20 protein-coding genes are annotated in these 21,769 nt (G+C 65.2%); 9 read left to right on the top strand and 11 right to left on the bottom strand.

Features of this window, described 5'->3' with window-relative positions; genetic code table 11:
• Positions 1–42: 42 nt before the first annotated feature.
• Genes V6U71_RS14160 through V6U71_RS14175 form a run of 4 tightly spaced genes read left to right on the top strand, consistent with a single transcriptional unit; the run spans position 43 to position 2,103 of the window.
• Positions 43–471 carry a metallopeptidase family protein gene (locus V6U71_RS14160; RefSeq protein WP_411339055.1) on the top strand — a complete coding sequence of 143 codons (429 nt, stop codon included), beginning with the start codon at positions 43–45 and terminating at the stop codon, positions 469–471.
• Positions 468–1,052: a heme ABC exporter ATP-binding protein CcmA gene (ccmA, locus tag V6U71_RS14165; RefSeq protein WP_411339056.1), complete on the top strand. Its 585-nt coding sequence runs from the start codon at positions 468–470 to the stop codon at positions 1,050–1,052. The genes V6U71_RS14160 and ccmA overlap by 4 nt, the downstream gene beginning before the upstream one ends.
• On the top strand, positions 1,049–1,696 hold the full coding sequence (locus V6U71_RS14170; protein ID WP_411339057.1) for a heme exporter protein CcmB: 648 nt from the start codon (positions 1,049–1,051) through the stop codon (positions 1,694–1,696). Before ccmA ends, V6U71_RS14170 begins: the two co-directional genes overlap by 4 nt.
• Entirely contained in the window at positions 1,693–2,103 is a 411-nt protein-coding gene (locus V6U71_RS14175; protein ID WP_411339058.1) for a VOC family protein, read from the top strand. The genes V6U71_RS14170 and V6U71_RS14175 overlap by 4 nt, the downstream gene beginning before the upstream one ends.
• A gap of 51 nt (positions 2,104–2,154) precedes the next feature.
• On the opposite strand, the gene rplA is transcribed toward V6U71_RS14175, so the two are convergent.
• The 10 genes from rplA to V6U71_RS14225 form a co-directional block, all read right to left on the bottom strand.
• Complete coding sequence (gene rplA / locus V6U71_RS14180; RefSeq protein WP_411339059.1) at positions 2,155–2,853, bottom strand: 50S ribosomal protein L1; 699 nt, start codon at positions 2,851–2,853, stop codon at positions 2,155–2,157.
• A gap of 4 nt (positions 2,854–2,857) precedes the next feature.
• Positions 2,858–3,289 carry a 50S ribosomal protein L11 gene (gene rplK / locus V6U71_RS14185; RefSeq protein WP_136173998.1) on the bottom strand — a complete coding sequence of 144 codons (432 nt, stop codon included), beginning with the start codon at positions 3,287–3,289 and terminating at the stop codon, positions 2,858–2,860.
• A gap of 156 nt (positions 3,290–3,445) precedes the next feature.
• Positions 3,446–4,372, bottom strand: coding sequence for an acyl-CoA thioesterase (locus V6U71_RS14190; protein ID WP_411339060.1), 927 nt, complete (start codon positions 4,370–4,372; stop codon positions 3,446–3,448).
• A gap of 40 nt (positions 4,373–4,412) precedes the next feature.
• Entirely contained in the window at positions 4,413–4,949 is a 537-nt protein-coding gene (gene nusG / locus V6U71_RS14195; protein ID WP_054587106.1) for a transcription termination/antitermination protein NusG, read from the bottom strand.
• Positions 4,950–4,993: 44 nt separating this feature from the next.
• Entirely contained in the window at positions 4,994–5,191 is a 198-nt protein-coding gene (gene secE, locus V6U71_RS14200; protein ID WP_054730026.1) for a preprotein translocase subunit SecE, read from the bottom strand.
• Between the two features lie 186 nt (positions 5,192–5,377).
• Entirely contained in the window at positions 5,378–6,694 is a 1,317-nt protein-coding gene (locus V6U71_RS14205) for an MFS transporter (RefSeq protein WP_411339061.1), read from the bottom strand.
• Positions 6,695–6,779: 85 nt separating this feature from the next.
• Positions 6,780–7,100 (bottom strand): DMT family transporter, encoded by a 321-nt coding sequence (locus V6U71_RS14210; protein ID WP_411339062.1) that lies wholly within the window; start codon positions 7,098–7,100, stop codon positions 6,780–6,782.
• A gap of 149 nt (positions 7,101–7,249) precedes the next feature.
• Positions 7,250–9,364: a TonB-dependent receptor gene (locus tag V6U71_RS14215; RefSeq protein WP_411339063.1), complete on the bottom strand. Its 2,115-nt coding sequence runs from the start codon at positions 9,362–9,364 to the stop codon at positions 7,250–7,252.
• Between the two features lie 44 nt (positions 9,365–9,408).
• Entirely contained in the window at positions 9,409–11,442 is a 2,034-nt protein-coding gene (locus V6U71_RS14220) for a prolyl oligopeptidase family serine peptidase (RefSeq protein WP_411339064.1), read from the bottom strand.
• A gap of 115 nt (positions 11,443–11,557) precedes the next feature.
• Complete coding sequence (locus V6U71_RS14225) at positions 11,558–12,055, bottom strand: hypothetical protein (RefSeq protein ID WP_411339065.1); 498 nt, start codon at positions 12,053–12,055, stop codon at positions 11,558–11,560.
• A gap of 170 nt (positions 12,056–12,225) precedes the next feature.
• Here V6U71_RS14225 and V6U71_RS14230 point away from each other — a divergent pair, with 170 nt between their 5' ends.
• Positions 12,226–13,377, top strand: coding sequence for a helix-turn-helix transcriptional regulator (locus V6U71_RS14230; protein WP_411339066.1), 1,152 nt, complete (start codon positions 12,226–12,228; stop codon positions 13,375–13,377).
• 117 nt (positions 13,378–13,494) lie between these two features.
• Positions 13,495–14,385 (top strand): alpha/beta fold hydrolase, encoded by an 891-nt coding sequence (locus V6U71_RS14235; protein ID WP_411339067.1) that lies wholly within the window; start codon positions 13,495–13,497, stop codon positions 14,383–14,385.
• Positions 14,386–14,414: 29 nt separating this feature from the next.
• Here V6U71_RS14235 and V6U71_RS14240 read toward each other — a convergent pair whose 3' ends face one another.
• Complete coding sequence (locus V6U71_RS14240) at positions 14,415–15,590, bottom strand: helix-turn-helix transcriptional regulator (RefSeq protein WP_411339068.1); 1,176 nt, start codon at positions 15,588–15,590, stop codon at positions 14,415–14,417.
• Positions 15,591–15,710: 120 nt separating this feature from the next.
• On the opposite strand from V6U71_RS14240, the gene V6U71_RS14245 reads away from it, so the two are divergent.
• The 3 genes from V6U71_RS14245 (at position 15,711) to V6U71_RS14255 (ending at position 21,769) form a co-directional block, all read left to right on the top strand.
• Entirely contained in the window at positions 15,711–17,405 is a 1,695-nt protein-coding gene (locus tag V6U71_RS14245; RefSeq protein ID WP_411339069.1) for a DUF885 domain-containing protein, read from the top strand.
• A 17-nt stretch (positions 17,406–17,422) separates the two neighbouring features.
• Positions 17,423–19,489, top strand: coding sequence for a prolyl oligopeptidase family serine peptidase (locus tag V6U71_RS14250; RefSeq protein WP_411339070.1), 2,067 nt, complete (start codon positions 17,423–17,425; stop codon positions 19,487–19,489).
• A 150-nt stretch (positions 19,490–19,639) separates the two neighbouring features.
• A complete protein-coding gene (locus tag V6U71_RS14255) occupies positions 19,640–21,769 on the top strand; it encodes a TonB-dependent receptor (protein ID WP_411339071.1) in 2,130 nt (709 codons plus the stop codon).

The raw sequence follows: 21,769 nt of genomic DNA on the forward strand, positions 1-21,769 counted from the left end.
CCCGCTGGTCAATATCGTGCGGCCGCCATAAGGAAGGGCGCGATGAGCGACAAGAGTGCCCTTGACCGATTGCCCGCCGGCTGGACCGGCGGCGCACCCGACGCCGACGCGCTGTTCGCGATGGCGGAGGCAGCGCTGGAGACGATGCCCGCCGCTTTCGCGCCGCATATCGCAGGTGTCGTGATCGCGATCGAGGAGTTTGCGGACGACGAGGTGCTGAAATCGCTCGACATCGAACATCCTTATGATCTGACCGGCCTGTACGAGGGCCGGCCGCTGACCGAGCGCAGCATCGACCAGAGCGGCGGCATGCCCGACCGGGTAACGCTCTATCGTGTCCCAATCCTCGTCGAATGGATCGAGACGGGCGAAAAGCTCGAATGGCTGGTGCGCCACGTCCTGATCCACGAAATCGGCCATCATTTCGGCTTCTCCGACGACGATATGCACGCGCTAGAGGATATGGCGTGAACGGGCTTTTGCGGCTCGACGACGTGGCCTGCATCCGTGGCGACCGGCTGCTCTTCGAAAAGCTGTCACTGGTGCTGAACCGCGGCGATGCCCTGTGGTTGCGCGGTCCCAACGGCGTTGGGAAGTCGAGCCTGATCCGGCTTGCCGCCGGGCTGCTCCGTCCCGCCGCGGGTACCGTCGAGCGGCGCGAGCGTGTCGCCCTGATCGACGAGGCCGCCGCGCTCGACGCCGAACTTCCCCTGCGCCGCGCGCTCGATTTCTGGGCGCGGGTCGACACGGTCGATGGGCATGCCGTCGACCGGGCGATGGCGGACATGGCGCTCGCCCCGCTCGCCGAGGTGCCGGTATCGATGCTGTCGACCGGCCAGCGCAAGCGCGCCGCGATGGTGCGGGTGATCGCAAGCGGCGCGCCGATCTGGCTGCTCGACGAGCCTGCGAACGGCATGGACGATGTGGCGCAGTCGCGGCTCGTCGCGGCCGTCGCGAAGCACCGCGCGAACGGCGGCGCCGTGCTGCTCGCCTCGCATTTCGCGCTCGGCATTCCCGACCTCGCCGAACTCGACATGGGCGCGCTGGCGTGACCGCGCTGATCGCCCTGTTCTGGCGCGATCTTCGCCGCGCATGGGGCAGCGGTGCGCTGTGGCTGCCGGTGCTCTTCTTCCTGCTCGTCGCGACCGCCTTTCCCTTTGCCGTCGGCCCCGACGCCCCGCTGCTGCGCCGCGCGGGCGGCGGCATGGTGTGGGTCGCGGCGCTGCTCGCGGCGCTGCTCCCGATCGACCGATTGGTAAAGCCTGACCGGGACACCGGCGTGCTCGACCAGCTTGCGGTGCGCGGCTTCGCCGACGAACTGATCGCGGCGGTCAAGATCGGCGCCCATGCTATTGGTTTCGGGCTACCGCTGCTGATCGCACTTTTTCCGGCGGCGGCGCTGCTCGCGCAGGATGGTGGGCGCGTCGGGCTGCTCGCGACCGGTATTGCGATCGCTATCCCCGCGCTGGCGTCGCTCGCGGTGCTGAGCGCAGCGCTGACCGCGAACCACAGGGGTGGCAGCGCAATCGGCGGGCTGCTGATCCTGCCGCTCGCCGTGCCGCTGCTGATCTTCGGCGCCGGGATGCTCGATCCGTCGGGGCGCGGCGCGGTCAAGCTGCTCGCGGCGACCAGCCTGCTGCTGACTGTCATCGGGCCGTTCGCGGCAGGCGCGGCGCTGCGGGGGCTGCGCGAATGACGCGCCAGTCGCTCGCGCATGTCGCGCTCGTCGTGCGCGACTATGACGAGGCGATCGATTTCTATGTCGGGACGCTCGGCTTCACGCTCGTCGCCGACGACTATCAGCCCGCGCAGGACAAGCGCTGGGTGCTCGTCGCTCCCCCGGGCAATCCGCCGGGCGGCGCGACGATCCTGCTGGCGCGCGCGGCAGACGAACATCAGGCCGCATTCATCGGCGACCAGTCGGGCGGCCGCGTTTTCCTATTCCTGCAGACCGACGATTTCGCCCGCGACTATCGGCGGCTGCTCGACAAGGGCGTCAGGATCGAGCGCGAACCGCTCGAAGCCGATTATGGGACCGTCGCGGTGTTCCTCGACCTCTATGGCAACAAGTGGGACCTGATCGAGTTTCGCAGACCCGAATAAGAAAAGGGCCGGAGTTTCCCCCGGCCCTTCCCTAAATCATGTGCGCTTCGATCAGGCGCCGGCGACGTCGGCCGTGTCGACCTTCACGCCCGGGCCCATCGACGAGGACAGCGCGACCTTGCGGACATACTTGCCCTTGGCGCCGGCCGGCTTGGCCTTGACGATCGCATCGACGAAGGCGTCGAAGTTCTGGCGGAGCTTTTCCTCGCCGAACGACAGCTTGCCGAGGCCGGCGTGGATGATGCCGACCTTTTCGACGCGGAATTCGATCTGACCGCCCTTGGCGGCCTTCACGGCTTCGGCGACGTTCGGGGTCACGGTGCCCAGCTTCGGGTTCGGCATCAGGCCCTTCGGACCCAGCGTCTTGCCGAGGCGGCCGACGATGCCCATCATGTCCGGCGTCGCGATGACGCGGCCATAGTCGAGGTTGCCCGCGAGCATGTCTTCCATCAGGTCTTCGGCACCGACCTTGTCGGCGCCGGCGGCCAGCGCCTTGTCGGCATTGTCGCCGCGCGCGAACACGGCAACCTTGACGTCCTTGCCGGTACCGGCGGGGAGCGTCACGACGCCGCGGACCATCTGGTCGGCGTGACGCGGATCGACGCCCAGGTTCATCGCGATTTCGAGCGTTTCGTCGAACTTGGCGGTCGCCAGTTCGCGAACCAGCTTGATCGCTTCGTCGACGCCGTGGAGCTTCAGCGCGTCGACCTTGCCCTCGAGGACCTTCTGCTTCTTGGTCAGCTTAGCCATGGGTTCAGCCCTCCGTCACTTCGAGGCCCATCGAACGGGCGCTGCCCTCGATGATCTTCGTTGCCTGTTCCAGATCGTTCGCGTTGAGATCCTTCATCTTGATCTCGGCGATTTCGGTCAGCTTCGAGCGCGCGATCTTGCCGCCGCTGATCTTGCCGGGCTCCTTCGAACCCGACTTCAGGTTCGCGGCCTTCTTGATCAGGTAGGTCGCCGGGGGCGTCTTGGTGACGAAAGAGAAGCTCTTATCCGCATAGACGGTGATGATGGTCGGAGTGGGCGTGCCCTTGTCCATACCATCGGTTGCGGCGTTGAACGCCTTGCAGAATTCCATGATGTTGACGCCGCGCTGACCGAGCGCCGGCCCAAGCGGCGGCGACGGGTTGGCAGTGCCGGCGGGCACCTGCAGCTTGATGTAGCCGCTAATCTTCTTGGCCATGATAGCCTCCTATCTTTCTGTCGCCCCGGACCGGATCCGGGGCTCAAAATAAGCGGTCGAACAGAAAGGCATCACCCCTTCCTCCCGCGCGGAATCACGCCCTTATCTGACGCGAAGCGGCGCCGTTAGCCGCAAAACGGCTGCAAAGCAAGGCTTTTACCCCTGCGGCACCAGCCGCAGCAGCCCTTCCTGCATCGCCGACGCGATCAGCGTGCCGTCCTGTCGGTAGATCAGCCCGCGATTGATGCCGCGGCTGCCGCCGGTCCAGTCGCTGTCCATCACATAGACGAACCATTCGTCGACGCGGATGTCGTCGTGAAACCACATCGCATGATCGAGGCTGGTCGAGAACAGGCCGGGCGTCATGAAATTGAGCCCGTGCGGCAGCATCGCCGAGGACAGGAGCCCCATGTCCGACGCGAAGGCCAGGAAGGCACGGTGGACAAGCGGGTCGTCGCCGACCGGTGCCGCGACGCGAAACCATTGATAATGCTGCGTTGCCTTCGCCGACGCGGGCGGGCGATGATTGCGCAGTTCGAAAGGCCGCCGCCGCGCCATATGAAAGAAGGTGTCCTCGGACACATTCGGGTCGGCGGCGATCGTCTCGAGGAAATCGCGGCATTCCTCGGGCGGCAGCAGGTCGGGCATCGGAACCTGATGCGAGAGCCCCGGCGTCGGAAGCTGGAACGAAGCGGTCAGGTTGAAGATCACCTTGCCGTCCTGCCGCACCACGACGCGGCGGTTGGCAAAGCTGCGCCCGTCGAAGTCGCGGTGGACACGGAAATGCAGCGGTTTGGTCTCGTCGCCGCCGCGCAGGAAATAGGCATGCAGCGAATGGACCTGCTTTCCGGCATCGACGGTGCGCGCGGCGGCGACCATCGCCTGCGCGATCACCTGCCCGCCGAAGATGCGGTCGCGCGCCGTGGTGGCCAGCGCGGGAAAGGTGAATTCGTCGGCCTCGTCCGCAGGTTCAAGGTCGAACAGTCGCGCCACGGCGGCGACGACTTCACTTGCATCGACGCTGGCGTTGATCGCGCGCGCGCGTTCGAGACGAGCCTGAACTGCATCGGGAGTCAGGCTCATATGCTCATCCGCCGTTGGGGAAGGATGACGGCGCAGGCCGTCACTTCATGCGTTCGACCTGCTCGAAATCGAGCTCGACCGGGGTGGCGCGACCGAAAATCGACACGCTAACCTTGACGCGCGCCTTTTCGAAATCGAGTTCCTCGACCAGCCCGTTGAAGCTGGCGAACGGACCGTCGAGCACCTTGACCTGATCGCCGATTTCGTAATCGACGCGGATTTCCTGCTTCGGACGTGCCGCGGCCTCTTCCTTGCTGTTCAGGATGCGCGCGGCCTCGGCTTCGCTGATCGCCTGCGGCTTGCCCGACGAACCGAGGAAGCCGGTCACCTTCGGGGTGTTCTTGACGAGGTGATAGACATCGTCGGTCATCGTCAGCTTGGCGAGCACATAGCCGGGGAAGAATTTACGCTCCGCCTGCACCTTCTTGCCGCGCTTCACCTCGGTTACCGTCTCGACCGGCACTTCGACCGCTTCGACGAGCTGGGTCAGCCCCATGCGTTCGGCTTCGGCGATCACCGAATCGCGTACCTTGTTTTCGAAACCCGAATAGGCGTGAATGATGTACCAGCGCGCCATAATCTGCGTGTCCTGTCCCTGTAAGTCCGTAAAGGTCGCGCGGCTCAGCGCGCGAGCGACGTCAGCCAGCCGACGATCGCGTTGAAAACCGTATCGACGCCGACGAAGAACAGCGCGAGGATCGTCGTCATGATCAGCACCATGATCGTCGTCTGCACCGTTTCACGACCGGTCGGCCACACAATCTTGGTGGCTTCCGACTTCACCTGATTGACGAATTCGCCGATGCTGGTCTTGGCCATGTCGATCGTCCTGTCCTTCGTGCGTCCAATAACTGACGGCCAGATGGGTTGCCGCCCCCCGCACGTCAAGCGTGCTTCGGGCAATAGTCCGCCCACCCTCCCCGAGCATGTCGGCGAAAGGCGGAAGGAAAACGGCGCATCTGTCCGAATGGGCGGCCTTTACTTGGGCCGCGCGGCGATTGCAAGTCAAAGGCGGGCCAGTCCGCGCTGCATCAATACGAGCAGTCCGGCCATGACGATCCAGCTCGCCGTCGGCTGGAGCGCGAAGAGGAGATGGAGCTCGCGTGCCGCCGCCTGTCCGTTCTGCGGATCGAAACCGACGATATCGAGCATCGCGTAGCTGACCGCGATCGCAGCGGCGACCCCGAACTTCTGCATCAGGTTCAAGAGCGCGAACAGGAAGGCCGACCGGTTCCGCCCGCACCGTTCGGCATCGTGCGGGATCAGGTCCGCGAGCATCGAATAGGTGAAGAGCAGCCCGACGAAGCCGGTGCCGAGCGCCAGCGAAAAGCCGACCGCCTGCCCGAGCCCCTCCGGCTGCCGGAACAGCGTCGTGACGAGCAGCGCGGAAATCAGCAGTCCCATCGCTATCATCATCGGCGGCTTGCCAAACCGCCGCGCAAGAAATGTCCAGACGGGCGAGGCAAGCGCACCGCCGATAAAGCTCGCGAAAAGCAGCACCGCGCTTTGCGCATCGAGGTCGAGCACGGTGGCAGCGAAGAAGACGAACAGCGAGGTCAGCGACCCGAAAGCGAAGCTGTTGAGGAACTGCACCCCGAGCAGCAACATCAACGGCCGAAAGCCAAGCGACGCGCGGATTTCATGCCGCCAGCCGATCCCCGGTTCGGCGACCACCGGGCGGCGCGGGACATGGCGGATCGCGAACAGTGCGATCGGCACCATGACGAGGAAGATGCTGGCATAGGCAATGATCCTGCCTTGCAGGCTGATACCGGGGATCAGGAGCTGCGCCGCCGCGGGCGCAGCAAAGGCAAGGATCAGCGCGATCTTCGCGAACCAGTCGCGCATCCCGTAAAGCAGCGCGCTGTCGGCCGGCGAACGCACCAGCGCCGCCCCCCATGACAATTGCGCGACCTCATAGAGGCTGTAGCTCGAATAAAAGAGCACCATCATCAGGAATAGCGCCGCGAACGGTAGCAAGTCGCCCACCGTTACCAGCGCGAGCAGCAGCAGCGACAGCGGCACGATCGCCTGCAACATCCAGCGCCGGTGCGCACCGATGCCGGTGCGGACGCGGTCGACCATCGTCCCGATCAGCGGATCGACGACGCCGTCCCAGATCGTGGTCAGCGAAAAGAGCAGCCCGACGAGCGCGACCGAGATCGCCCCGCCCTCTGCGATATAGGGCGGCAGATAGACGCTGAACGGCAGCCCGAGGATGACGGTCGGCCCCGCGGTCGCGGCATAGGCCGCGACGACACGCGGGCGCAGGGCCGTCGTTTCACCGGGCCGGCCGGATGATGGCAGGGCTGTACTGGCCAAGACGCTAACTCCCGCAACGGGATGACTAGCTTCCAGCTATTAACAGCCATGTCAACAAATCGAAGCTCAGGCAGGAAATCGAAGCTCAGGCAGGCGAAGACAGCTTCATCAGCAGCAGGCCGCCAACGATCAGCAGCGCCGCCGCGATCCGCATCGCATTCGCCTGTTCGCCGAGCCACATGATCCCGACAAGGAACGCGCCGACCGCGCCGATCCCGGTCCAGATCGTATAGGCGGTGCCGAGCGGCAGCGATTTCATCGACAGCGACAGCAGCACAAAACTGCCGATCATGGCGACCAGCGTGACGATCGACGGTCCCAATCGGGTAAAACCGTCCGATTGCTTCATCGCAAAAGCCCAGACGATTTCGAGCAGTCCGGCGATACCAAGATAGACCCAGGCCATGGGCAGCCTCCTTCAAAGCCGCCGGGCCGTCCCGGACCTGAAACCCGCGCGCGGCGGGCGAGGACGTGGCCTCCTTTACCGGCCGCCCCATAACGCCCGGTGGCGCGGGCGGCAAGCCTCGCGGCCGCCGCCCGCCCGGCCACCGCCGATCAGAACCGGGCGTTCGCGCCGATGCCGATCACGCGCGGCCGCTGCTCGATATTCTCGCCGATCGTGCCCAGCGGCCCGATGAGGTTGGGCGCATTTTCGTCGAACAGATTGTTCGCGAAAAGCGCGACCTCGACCGGCCCGACGCCGACACCGATGCGCAGGTTGACGAGATCGCGGCCCGGCCGCGGGATGACCGGCGGCACGTTGAAGAGGCGCAGCGTGATCTGCGACGGCCCGGCGTGCTGGTAATCGATGCGGAAGATGCCGGTGACGTCGGCGGAAAGTTGCGGCCGGTAATCGAGCGACGCCGACCAGGATTCGCGTACTGCACCGTCGACCGGATCGCCGACCGCCTTGTCGATCGTCGCCTTGTCGAACTTCAGATTGTTCCAGCCATAAGTCGCGGTCAGCGTCAGCGCCTTGGTCGGCCGCGCCGTCGCCGACAGATCGACACCCCAGCCGTCGACATGGCCGCCGTTGGTCACCGCGGCGAGCGCGCTGCCCGGCACGAAAGTATAGGACTGCACCTTCGACCATTCGCTGCGATAGAGGCTCGCGTCGAGGGTCAGCTTGCCATCCAGAAGCTGGTGCTTCGTCCCGAGTTCATAGGTCCAGATTTCGTCCGAATCATACGTCGGCGGAATGCCCGGACCCACCGAGGTCGCGTTGAAACCGCCGCTGCGGAAACCCTTCGCCACATTGACGAAGACCATCGAACTCGGCGAGAATTCGTAGCTGAGGTTGAAGCGCGGGTTGAACGAGTTGAAGCTGCCGTCGCCGATATCGGTCGTCAGTGCGCCGAAATTGACGCTTTCGATATGCGCCGTCTTGTGTTCGTCGAAATAGCGCAGCCCGACGATCGCCTTCAATTGCGGCGTGAAGGCATAATTCACTTCGCCATAGAGCGCATAGGATTTGTTGCGGAACAGGACGTCGGAGGCGACAAGATCGATCGGCGAGGGGTTCGGCGCCGTCGGGGTCGTCGTGACCGAGTGAAATTTCGAATCGCGGTAGATCGCGCCGACCTGCCAGCCGAAGGGACCGTCGTTTTGCGACGCGAGGCGGATTTCCCCGTTGTAGATGTTGAAATCGGAATCGGTCGCGGTGCCAACGCGGTCGATGAAACCCGGCGGGAAGATCAGGTTCAGCGTCGGCAGATAGAAGGCAGAAACGTCCGACTGACCGCTGTTGTGCCGGTCGATATAGCTCGTCGAAAAGCTGAGAAGCGCGGTATCGAGGTCGTAGCTCGCCTTCCCTTGAAACAGCGTATAGCGATCGTTGACCGGCTGCGGCAGCAGCGCGGTGGTCCGGTAATCGACGCCGAAATCCTGATTGGCCTGTTTCGATTCCTGATAGACGCCCATCAGCGACAGGCTGAGGCGGTCCGTAGGCCGCGCGAGCAGCGTCCCGCGCAGCACATAGATGTCGGCCGAATTGATATTCTTTTCGCCGCTGACGACATTGTCGATGTACCCGCCGATCCGCTCATAGCCCGCGACCAGCCGCACACCGAGCTTGTCGGTCGCGATCGGCAGGTTGAGCACGCCGACCGCCTTGTAATTGCTGTCGCCATAGCGGGTCGACGAATATTCGCCCTCGAACGATCCGCCGACCGCATCCAGCCGCGGTGCTGCCGGAATGTAACGGATCGCCCCGCCCATCGAGCCCTGGCCGTAAAGCGTCGCCTGCGGCCCGCGCAGCACCTCGACCCGTTCCATGTCGTAAAGGCGGACGTTGAACGGGTCGCCCTGCGTATCGAGCCCGAGCGGCGTTTCGTCGAGGTAAAGCCCGACCGTGGAAGAACCGATCGTCGTCGCGAGACCGCGGAGCTGAACGAACTGGCGGCTGACGCCATATTCATAGGTCGAGAGGCCCGGCACCGAATATTGCAGATCCTTGAGATCGGTCGTTCCCCGCGCCGCAAGCTCGTCGGCCCCGATCGCGCTGATCGACAGCGGCACGTCCTGCAGCCGCTGTTCATAGCGCTGCGCGGTCACGATGATGTCGCCCGACGACGCGTCCGGGCCCGCGTCGGCAGCGCCCGTCGCCTGCGCAAAGGCCGCGGCCGGGAGCATCGCCGTGCCCGCCATCAAAGTCATGATCCGTTTTTTCATCTTGCCTCTCCCCTATAGTGTTTCGAGATTTCCGCGATGCCGGGCTATGCGTCCGCCGCGGACAGGCCGATCTGGTCCATCACAAACGCCAGCCATTCGCCGTTCCAGCGCGCGGCATCGGCCGGATCGTGCGCACCGTGGCCGGTATCGCGCCAGACGCGCAGATGGATCGGACGATCGCCGGCGTTTGCCTCGTCGAGCCGCGCGGTGAACTTGCGGCCATGGAAGGGCATGCAGCCGAGATCCTTCTCGCCGAAGACCTGATAAATCGCCGGGTAAGCGACGCCGTCGCGGACATTGTGATAGGGTGACCAGCGCCGGATACTCGCGGCGTGATCGGGCTGTGACGGATCGCCATAATCCTCGAAAAATATGGCCCGCACCCCCGCGACGGCCGCGCTGTCGGGCAGCGGTTCCAGCAGGTCGAAGATCGGCACCGTCGCCACCACCGCGCGCCACAAATCGGGCTGCTGGACGATCGCGACCCCGGCGAGCAAGCCGCCGTTGCTGCCGCCCATGAAGGCCATTTTGTCGGGCACCGCGATGCCGTCGGCGATCAGCGCCTCGGCCACCGCGCGCAGATCGTCGAACGTGTTCTGCTTGTCGAACAATCGCCCGCCGTCGTGCCACGCCTTGCCATATTCGCCGCCGCCGCGCAGCGACGCCTGAACGAAGACGCCGCCCGCTTCGATGAACGGCACGTGCGTCGCGGGAAAGGAAGGGAGCTGCGACAGGTTGAAGCCGCCATAGGCATAGACGAGCGTCGGTTGCGGGCGGCCCGGGTCAACGTCCCTGCGACGGACGACAAAGTAGGGAATGCGCGTCCCGTCGCGGCTGGTCGCGAAACGCCGTTCGGCGATCGCGTCCTCCAGTTCGTGCTTCGCTTGGCCGATCTGCCGCAGTTCGCCCGTTTGCGCATCGTGGACGAACAACAACGAAGAGCGGGTGAAGGTCGTATGCGTCAGCGCGAACATGTCGGTCGGACGGATCGCGCGTTCGGTGAGCATCGATTGCGACGATCCCGGATTTTCGAGCGGGAGCGTTTCGACCAGCCTGCCGGCGAGATCGAAGACCCGCACGCGCAGCGACACGTCGACGAGGTCGCCGACATAGAGACGTTCGCCGACGACACCCGCCCAGCCGATGAAACCCTCGCCCTCGGGGATGAGCTCGCGCCAGGTCGCCATATCGCGCGACGTCGATGCCGGAATGGCGACGACGCGGCCGCGCGGGACGCCGTTGTTGACGCGCGCCACATAAGTTTCGCCGTCGACCCAGCTCCCGTCGCATTCGCCCTCGAAATCCGCGGGCAGGAAAGGCGTCGGCACGAGCGTTTCGAGGTCGACATGGACGAGCGCAACATGCTCGTGCGGTTCGGTGACCGCGACGCCGCGGCGGCCGTCGGGAGAGAGCTGAAGCGTCAGGCCCGAGTGCTTCGCCGCGACGAGATGCTCGGGAAGCGGCACGGCGGCGCGTTCGTTGGCGCCTTCGGCTACCGGCACGAACCGGAGTTGATGGACGCCCTCCTGCGTGCGGCCGTCGAGCCAGAAGCCGCTTTCGTCGGGCAGCCAGCCGGGCCGCGCACCCGAATAGAGGATCGCGGGCGTGTCGAGAATGTGGCGCGCCGTCGCACTCTCATAGACCGACCATGTCCCCATCATGTCGCCATCGACGCCCCAGGCGATCGCGACGAAACGGCCGGCGGGCGACGGCTCCACAAACGCAAGCATCACGTTGCCGCCGCCGTTCGCCGCCGACATCGCCTGCCTCGTTACGATAGTGCGCCCCGGGCCGTCGGGTTCGGCGCTGACGCGCAAAACCTGATCGTCGCCATCCTGCGCATAGCCGAACCAGAAGGCACCGCGTTTGCGCGGCACGAAATAGCCGCCGGCATCGGCCAGCTCGAGCAGCCGGTCGCGAACGGGGGCAAAGTTGGGCGAAGCCTCGGCCGCCTCGCGCGCGATCCGGTCGCGCTCCCACTGCCATTCGAGCGCCTCGGCGGTGTCATCGTGAAGATGCGCGAAGCGATCCTCGAAGGTGACGCCGCCAATGGTCTTGCGGACGGGCTTCGCCTGCATGTCTTTTCCTCTTGCCATGATCGGGCGAGTGTAGTCACCCGCCGGTGCCGCTCCATTCGCGAGCGGACAAAAGCCTTTGGCGATTTTCCAAAATCGCCGGCGGCGCGCGTGCGGATCAGCCCGGCGTTTCGACGCGCGCCTTGATGCTCGCGAGATAGGCGTTCAGGTGCACATCGGCGCCCGAGGTCATTTCGGCGACCGTCGCCGCGAGATCCGGCCCGTCGCCGTCGGCCGGCGCATCGACCTTGACGCTTGTGTGGCAATCGATGACATAGCTGGTGCCGCCCGCGGCTTCGCGTGCATGATAGGTCGCGTAAACGCGCATGCCGCCGGGAACCGAGAGATAATCGGCCATCACGCTCAGGCGGCGCGCGGCGGCGTCGCGCTCGGTGATGTGGACGATGCGTTCATCGACCACGCCATCCTGTTCGAAGCGCATGCGATAGCCGCCGAAGATCGCGGCCGGATCGTCGAGCGGTTCGATCGTGCCGAATTCGCGAAACTTCTTCGCTTCGACATAATCGCTCAGGATTTCGCGCCACACCGCATCGGGCGCGGCGGCCATTTCCAGCGCCACATGATTGACCATCGTCACCGGAACCTGTTCGACCATCCATCATCTCCCATGGATATTACGGCCTGCCCGTTTCGGGCTGTCCTGGCCGCGGCCGGTCTGGAATGCCCGGCCTTCGCGGGTTATAAGGGCAAGGTCTGGACGAGCTCCATTCGATATCGTACAATAGTGTATATTGAGCGTCCAAAATGACGGCGTCAGGAGATGCGATGCAGCAAGCGATTCCTCCCGGTTCCGGCGCGCAGACTGCCGCCGTGACGATTTCGCCGCTCGCCCGCGGCCGCAAAAGCCTTCGGGTGACGGCAGCCGCTGCGCGGCGCCGCTTTCCCGTCGATGCAGACACATTGCCCGCAGTATCGGTCGAGCGCGAAGTGCCGGATTTTCTTGGTGACGAAGACCCCGAGCGGATTCCGGGCGTCGAAACCTTTACGCAGCTTGGCCACCCCGGCCATTTTCGCGTTCACGGCCTGACCGACCATGCGTTCGGGCATTTCGAATTTTGCCGGCTGGACGACGGCTTTTTCGCAGGGATTTGCGACACCACCTACCTCGAACCGCTCGCGACAACGATGGTCGCCGACAATATGCTGCGGGTGATCATCGCGAGCGAGGGCGACGGCGAATATGCAACCGCGCGCGGCGAGATCGTCGACTTCAAGGGACCGGGCGCGGCGATCATCGTCGAGCCGGCCGGCCAGCCGCCGGCCGAGACGGTGTTCTTCGGGCGCAACCTTGGTGTCCACCTCTATATCCACTGCGACGCGCTGAAACGCCTCTACGCGGGCGAGGAAGGCGACCTGCCCGCGCTGCTCAGGGCTTTCATCGCCGGTAGCCTCCCCGCCACGGTCGCGCGCCGCTTGCCGCTCACCCCGCAATTGCTGCGTTTCCTCGAGGATCTGAAGGGCTGCACGCTGGAGGGGCGCAGCCGGCGGCTGCTGATCCAGTCGAAGGCGATCGAGATCCTTTGCCACGCCTTCGAGGCGCTCGATCAGGACGAGAATGGCGAAACGTTCGCGGGTGCGTCGAAGCTCGCGGCCAGCGGCGTGCTGAAAGCGCAACGCCTGCTGAGCGACAATTTCGTGAGCCCCCCGTCACTCGACGACCTCGCACATCAGGTCGGGCTCAGCCGCAGCGGCCTGTGCGCGGCGTTCCGCCAGATCGTCGGCCAGACGGTGTTCGACTATATCGCCGACCTCCGCATGCAGCAGGCGCTGGCCCTGCTCAATGAAAGCGGCGCGACGATCTCCGAAGTCGCCTATGCGGTCGGCTATGGCCACCCTTCGAGCTTTTCGGTCGCCGTCCAGCGCCGGTTCGGAACGACCGCGAGCGAGTTGCGGCGGCGCGGGCTTCCGGCAGCCTGACATCGCGCGGCGGCCGGCGCTTTTCCGACGATTGCCAAACAGTTTTGCACGCGCGCCTAAGCGGGCCGGCAGCGTGCGTCATATGCGGGTTCCGATACAGAAAGCTACGGGGTGCAAATGGAAGATATCGCTCTGATCGATCCGCCGGTGCAATCGATGACGCTTGCCGACGGGCGGACATTGACCTGGCAGGAGTTCGGCGCGCCCGACGGGAGGCCGGTACTCTATTTCCACGGCGGCGGCAGCTTCAGCCTCGAAGCCGGGATTTTCCATCGCGAGGCCGTGCAGAACAACCTCCGCCTCATCTCGACAAACCGGCCCGGCGCCGGGGATTCGTCGCTTTGCCCCGGCCGCCCCGTTGCCGCCTATTCCGACGATTTGACCGAGCTGCTCGAGCGGCTGAAAATCGAAAAATTCGCCTGCCTCGGCGAATCGAACGGCGGCATGATGACGCTGGCGACTGCCGCGACGATGGCGCCGCGCGTTCTGGGTGCCATTCCGATCAATCCGACTGTCCCATGGTTCGACCCGGTGGCAAGGCGGGTTTCGCCGGGTTCGGTGGCCGTCGCCTATCGCCTGATGCGGCACGCGCCGTGGTTGCTCGCGACGCTGGCGAAAGTGGCGGCGGGCCGGATGCAGAAGATGCAGGCCGCCCGGCGGCCAAGCACCGGGCGGTTCGACCGCGCGAACCTGATCGGCCCGCCGCCGGGAACCGAGCCCGATGTCGCCGACCTGCAATGGCGGATCATGGCATGCCACAACCAGGCGGCGCTGCTCGCCGAGGTGCGCTGGGCAGGGGCGGACTGGGGATTCGACCCTCATTCGATCCCCACCCGCCTGGACTTCTTCTGCGGCGTCCATGACGCGCAGGCGCCCTTTGCGCTGGTGCTCGCGGATCATAACCCCGACGCCAGCTTCCACTATTTTTCATACGGGCATAACGCCTTTTCGCACCCCGACGTGCGGCGGCGGATCATGGATATGATCGCGAGCTATTTCGAACGCTGAGCGGAGCGTACCGCAGCGCGCGCCCGCGATCAGATCGCCGGCAGTCCGCGCCGCCGCAATTCGCTGGGCGACGTACCGAAACGGCGCTGCACCGCGAGCGAAAAGCTCGACGGATGGCTGTACCCGACCGCATAGGCAATCTCGGTGATCGAGGCGTCGCGCTGGTTCAGCAAGGCGAGCGCATGCTGCATCCGGAGGTCGGCGATATAGTCGAACACCGTCTGGCCGACGATCTGGCGAAAGCCCGCACACAGGCTACTGCGACTGAGCCCCGCCTCGCGCGCAAGGTCGTCGAGCGACGGCGGACTGGCGAAATTGTCGATCAGCAGGCGCTGTGCCCTCAGCACCCCGCGCGTCATCAGCGCCGATGCCTCGGGCGAACCGAAATCCTCCTCCTGCGCCATCGCCTTGAAGGCATGGCAGAGGATTTCGATCGCCTTCGAGCGGATGAACAGGCGGCGGCTGTGCTCGGTGAGGTCGCAGGCGTGCAGGTCGTCGAGGCAGCGGATGAGCCCCGCCCCGAGCGGCAGGCGCCGCGCGACCGTCTGGCGCAGGTTGCCGGCGATAAAGGCCTGCAACACCGCCGGCAGTTCATGTTCGCGCTGGGCGTAAAGGCGCTGGAGCGCGCTGCGGTGGATATAGACGCTCGCCGTCCGGCAATGGCCGGCGAACACAGCCTGGGCGGGCGGCATGCCGGCGGGTTCGATGATGATCGCGCAGCCGGCACCCTTGAGGTCGAGCCGGTCGCCGCGCGGCGAGACATATTCGGCATCGTCGTCGCTCGCCACGCGCACCCGCAACAGATCGGGGGCCGATATCGTCATCGGATAGGGCGCAGCATGGGTGATATCGTTGAAATGAATCAGGAATCCGTCGGCCAGGCCGCAACATTCGAAATATCCGGTGCCGACATCCGCCGCCGGATAGGCCCGGCAATGATGGGGATCGCCCAAGGGTTCGACCGCCTCGACCTCGCGCTCCGCATTCCGCGCGGCGTCTTCGGCCCACCCCGCAGCCCATTGCTTCATCGCATAGTTCATCGACATGGGAGGAAGGTCGCCGGAAATCGCAAAGCGCCGAAAGCCCAATGCCGTCGAAGATCGCGACACAACCGCGAGCTCGGTGCGCGCGCGCCGTTTGGCCGTTCGCCGGGTCAGCGCCGAATCGGCGGGGTCGGTGCCGGCATCGGCAAGGCTCGATCGCATGACATTCTCCCCGGCAGGCCGTGAATTCGACGATTAACAAACAGTTTTGTACGATAAGCTAAGTCGCCGGTCCAGTCCGCAGTTAAGCTGCCCATCCAGAACAGACGGGAGATGACCGGCGTGCCGACGAATATCGAACAAGCGAAGCAGGCGCTCGACGCGCTTGTCACCGAAATCTGGGAAGCCTTGCTTGAGCGCGACCCCTACACCGCCTCCTCCGCAGGCCGGAAGGTCACGGGGTTCGGCCGCGGCGACCTCGCCGAAGCCGAAGCGGTCGCGGCGGCGGCGCAGGTCCGGCGCAAGCGTCTGGACAGCATCGATGTTTCGGGGCTCGATCGCACCGACCGGCTGACCGCCGCTTTTCTGGCCAACCTGCTCGACACCGAAATCGGCGAACCGCAGCGCTGGTGGACGAGTTTCGGCATTGCGCCCTATTCCAGCCTGTTCCTGTCGATGGTCCCGCAAATGCTGTTCGCGCCGATCGACCTGACCGATCCGGCCGAGGCGGATCGTTACCTGAAGCTGGCCGGGGATTTCACCGATCTGGTCGAGGGGCTACGCGAACGCGTCGAGGCACAGGCCGGGCGCGGCTGGCGGCTGCCCAAGCCCGCGCTTCCCGGTGCCCGCCGCGCGCTCGAAGGCAATGGCTCGATGGCGGTCGCCGCCATCCTTCCCGCCGACGACCGCGCCGCGAGCGACGAGACGCGCGCGGCGATCACGGCGCTGGTCGAAACGCGGCTCAAGCCCGCCTTCGCCCGCCTGATCGACACGATCGGCCCCGATTATGAAGCCGCGGCGCCCGAAGCCGCGGGCATGATGCACCAGCCGGGCGGCGCCGACGCCTATCGCCTGTGGCTGCGCTATCATCTCGGCGCCGACCTCGACCCCGCCGACCTCCACCAGACCGGCCTCGACGAAGTCGCCGCGCTGGCCGCAGAGATGGAGCGCGTGCGAGTCGAACAGTTCGGCCACAACGGCGACGAAGCCTCGTTCCACGAATTGCTGGCGCGCGACCCGAAAGCGAAAGCACCATCGGCCGAGGCGCTCGAGGCAACCTATAACCGCCATCTCGATCGCATGGCGCCGGTCTTCGCGCGCATGTTCCGCAAGGCGCCGCTGGCCAAAGGCATTGTGAAGCGCCTGCCCGCCGAACTCGAGGCGGGAATGACCTTCGGCTATTATTCGCAGCCGAAAGAGATCGGCACCGACGGCATCTATTATTACAGCGGCAACGGCATCCCCGAGCGGATGCAGATGAACGCCGCGGCGCTTATCTTTCACGAGCTGGTTCCCGGCCACCATGTCCATCTGTCGCGTCAGCAGGAGAATGAGGCGCTTCCCGAAATCCGCCGTAATCTGCTGATCTCGACCGCCTTCAACGAAGGATGGGCCGAATATGCGTCGGGGCTCGGTGAGGAAGCGGGCCTCTTCGACGATCCTTATGATTATTACGGTTTCCTGTCGCACCAGCGGTTCGTGTCGCAGCGGCTGGTGGTCGACACCGGACTCAATGCGCTCGGCTGGACGCTCGATCAGGCGCACGCCTATATGAGCGCCAACACGCTCGAAAAGCCCGAACAGGTGACCAGCGACATTTTGCGCTATGCGACCGACCTGCCCGGACAGGCGCTTTGCTATCGCTGGGGCTGCCTGAAATTCCGCGAACTTCGCGCCAGGGCCGAAGCCGCGCTGGGGCCGAAGTTCGACCTCGCCGATTTCCACGAAGCCATCCTCGACCAGGGGGCGCTGCCGATCCCGGTACTCGAAGAGAGCCTCGACCAATGGGCGCGCGAGCGCGCCGGCGTCGCAGCCTGAACGAAGGAACAACGAACATGACCGACACAGTTTCGCCGCCGGCCGTCCGCATCGCCTATCCCGACACCGCGAGCCGTCCCGAAAGCGTCGCCTTCGGCGCTGTACGCTATGACGATCCGTTCCGCTGGCTCGAAGAGGACACCGACCCCGCGGTGGCGGAATGGCAGCGGGCGCAAGATGAACTCGCGCAGGCGCATCTCGCCGCCCTCCCGGCCTTCGGGACCTTCGTCGAACGGCTGCAGGCGATCGGCGAAACCGACGACGTAACGGTGCCGATGTTCGCGGGCGGGCGCTGGTTCCGGCGCCATGTGCCCGAGGATCAGGATCTCGCGGTGGTCGAGGTCAGCTCAGGGCCCGGCGAACCCGGCCGGCGCATCGTCGATCTCAACGCGATGCGGTCCGGCGAACCGCTGCATCTTGCCGGGTTTCACCCCTCGCCCGATGGCCGCAAAGCGATCTTCGCATGGACGGCGGGCGGCCGCGAAGAGCCCGATGTCCGCGTCATCGACATCGACACCGGCGCGACAATCGTCGACGGCCTGCCCCACCGCAAACCGCAGAATTTCGCCTGGCTGCCCGACGGCAGCGGCTTCCTCTATCTCGCGCTTGATGCCGCCCTCGCCGGCGAACCGGCGCTCCGGCGCCTCCTGCTGGACACGCCGTCGGAAGCGCCGGCCGAGGATGTCGTCCTCGACCATCCCGTCGTGCGGCCGATACTGTGCGCCGACCGCCGCCATATCGTACTGGCGCTCGACCATCTCGCGCCGCGGCTCGACTATATCCTCGATACGCAGGGCGACGCGGGTTGGCAGCCCTTCCTGAAGGGGATCCCGGGCATCTTCCGCGGGGATATCCTCGGCGACAATTTCCTTGCCATTACCGACGACGGCGCCCCGCGCGGCCGGCTCGTCGCGATCCCGCTCGCGACGCCGGCCGATCGCGACACGTGGCAGGAGATCGTCCCCGCGTCGGACAATGTGCTGGCGTTCGTGCTGGTGACGGGCGGCCGCGCCGTCCTCCTCGAATGGGTCGACACCTATTCGCGCCTCCGCGTGATCGGCAAGGATGGCGGCATCGAAGGCGAGATCGCCCTGCCCGGCCGCGGCATGGTGAACAGCTTCGGCGCGAACATGGTCCTGCCGACGATGCTCGACCCGATCGCGCGCGCCGCTGATGGCGAAATCCTGTTCGTTTTCTCGGCCTTCGATCGGGCGCCCGCACTGTACAGCGCGAACCTCGCCACCCGCGAAAGCGAGCGGCTGAGCGAGCCCAAACACGGGCTCGCTGTGCAGGTCCGCGATCTCGATTGTCGCAGTGCCGACGGCGCGCGCGTCCTCTATCATGTCGTCGCGCGGGCCGACCTCGATCTCACCAAACCGCAACCGACGGTGATCACCGGTTATGGCGGCTTCAACGTGACGGTGGCGCCGGGTTGGCTCGGGACCCAGTGGGCGGCGTGGATCGAAGCCGGCGGCGTCGTCGCGCTCGCGCATCTGCGCGGCGGCGGCGAGCATGGCACGCCATGGTTCGAACAGGGGCGGATGAAGCTCAAGCAGAACAGTTTCAACGACGTCCATGCGATCGCCGAGAATCTGGTCGCGCGCGGCATCACCGTGGCCGAAAGGCTCGGCGTCACCGGCGGTTCGAACGGCGGCGTCATGGCGTCGGCGGTCGCGGTGCAGCGTCCCGACCTTTATCGCGCCAGCATCCCCGTCGTCCCGATCACCGACGTCCTCGCCCGCGTGCGCGACCCGGTCACCATGGTCTCCTCGCTCGATTATGGCGACCCCGCCGATCCGGAGATGGCGGAGGCGATCCATGGTTGGTCGCCTTACCAGAATGTCCGCGATGGCCTCGCCTACCCGGCGCTGCTGATCGACTGCGGCGCGAACGATCCGCGCTGTCCGCCTTGGCATGGCCGCAAGTTCGCCGCCCGCGTCCAGCAGGCTTCGACCGGCGACCTGCCGATCCTGCTCCGCGTCCGCGCCGACGCCGGGCACGGATCGGTCGGCAAGGCGCAGAAGGTCCGCATGTCGGCGGATAACCTTGCCTTCTTCGCCGCACAGCTCGGGCTCGAAGACTAGGGTTTGTACACGCCCCGAATCCGACGATCTCCGAACAGTTTTGCACGTTCGGCTAAGCGTCGGTGCCGGCCGAAGATTAGCCTGCGACCAGAACCCGGGAACCGGGCCGGTCGACCGTTCGATAATGACAGAAAAGTTGGGGAGTATCTTATGACCAAATGGATCGCGGCATTGATGGCCGGCACAGCATTGCTTCCGGTGGCCGCCCATGCGCAGGACACCGCCGGCGCCGCCGCCGAAAACACCGACAGCCTGCCGGGCGACATCATCGTCACCGCGCAGCGCTACAAGCAGCGGCTGCAGGATGTTCCCCTGTCGGTCAGTGCGGTGAGTGGCGACGAACTGGCCGCCCGCGGCGCGACCGACCTCAAGGACCTGCAATATTCGGTCCCGGGCTTTTCGACCTATGAAACCGGCGCCGGCCGGTCGACCATCCAGTTACGCGGCATATCGACCACGATCGGCTCGTCGACGGTGGGCGTCTATTTCGACGAAACCCCGCTCGCGCTCGATACGATCAGCGACGGGTTCAATGTCCGCATGCTCGACCTCGAACGCGTCGAGGTGCTCCGCGGCCCGCAGGCGACGCTTTACGGACAGGGGTCGATGGGCGGAACGATCCGCTATATTCCCGCTGCCCCGCGGCTCGACGCCGTCAGCGGATCGTTCAACGGCGAATATTCGACGACGCGTTACGGCGCGGACAATTACAAGGCCGTCGGTGTCCTCAACCTGCCGCTCACCACCGATGTCGCGGGCATCCGCCTTGTCGCCGGTTACGAACGCGTCGGCGGGTTCATCGACAATGTTACGACTGGCGAAAACAACGTCAACTCGGCGGATATCTATACGGTGCGCGGCAGCTTCCTGTTGCAGCCGACCGACCGTTTCTCGCTGTCGCTGATGGGCCTCTATCAGAAGATCGATCAGGCCAATCAGGACAATGGCATAAATTACCGGACAAGCGCCGTGGTGCCGTCACCGCTGCGCGATCGCTATACGCTCGTTCAGGGCAAGATCGGCTATGACCTCGATTTCGCCGAACTCACCACGTCGGCAAGCTGGATCGACCGCCGCAATGTGACGCAATTCGACCTTTCGGACGCCTTCGTGCCGGTGCTGGTCGACGTGATTGGCCTGCCGCCGGGTTTCATCGATCAGGTCGGTATCGTCGCGACGACCGATTATGAAATCTTCAACAGCGAAGTGCGGCTCGCTTCGCAGAGCGGTGGGCCGCTGGGTTGGCAGGTCGGCGCCTCGTACAACAGCGTGAACATCCACCAATCTGGCGGGACCTTCACCGCGCCGGGCGCCCTGCCCTTCGCGATCATCGCCAGCGAAGATTTTCGCGAGAACAAGGCCTTCACCCTCTATGGCGAAGCCAATTACGCCTTCACGCCGCAACTGAAAGCGATCGTCGGCGTGCGCTATTATCGCGAGCACAAGCAGCGCGATGTCCTCAGCACCAACTTCGGCCTCACGACATCCGATACCGGCGACGCGACGTTCGAGACGGTCAATCCGCGTGTCAACGTCAGCTATGAATTCACGCCCGATTCGATGGTCTATGCCAATGTCGCCAAGGGGTTCCGCAGCGGCGGTTTCAACCAGACCTCGGCCGGCGGCGGTATCATCGACGTCCCGCCGTCGTATGAGCCCGACAAGATCTGGACCTACGAACTCGGCACCAAGCATCAGCTGTTCGGGAACAAGCTGATCCTCGACGCCAGCGTCTATCGCAGCATATGGTCCGACGTGCAGTCGAACAATTTTGCTCCGGGCGGCGTGCTCCTCATCGTCAACAATTCGGGGCATGTGTCGGGCTGGGGCGTCGATCTTTCGGCTACTGTGCGCCCGGTCCGGGAGTTAACGCTCACCGCGACCTATGGCTGGAACAATCTGAAGTTCGACGAAGCGACCGCCGACAAGGCGCCCGGCGACCCGGTCGACGCGGCGGTGCGCAACAGCTGGTCGGCATCGTTCGATTATCGTCCGCAGCTTTCGGGCAATGTCACCGGCATCTTTCGCGTTGATTACCAGCACGCAGGCAAGGGCCAGTTCACCCTGCGCAACCAGCCGACGCCGATTATCGAACGGCCGCGTCGCGATATCGTCAACCTGCGCGTCGGCGTGGCGGCGGGCCCGGTCGAGGTCGCCTTGTTCGCGAACAACCTGTTCGACGAGAATGCGCCGATCGTCACCGGGCCCTTCTCGCTCTTTTCCGAAAATGTCGAACAGCGTCCGCGCGTGATCGGGATCAGCGCGAGCGGACGATTCTGA

Source organism: Sphingopyxis sp. J-6 (genome assembly GCF_046603995.1).
In the GTDB taxonomy this organism is placed as follows: Bacteria; Pseudomonadota; Alphaproteobacteria; order Sphingomonadales; family Sphingomonadaceae; genus Sphingopyxis.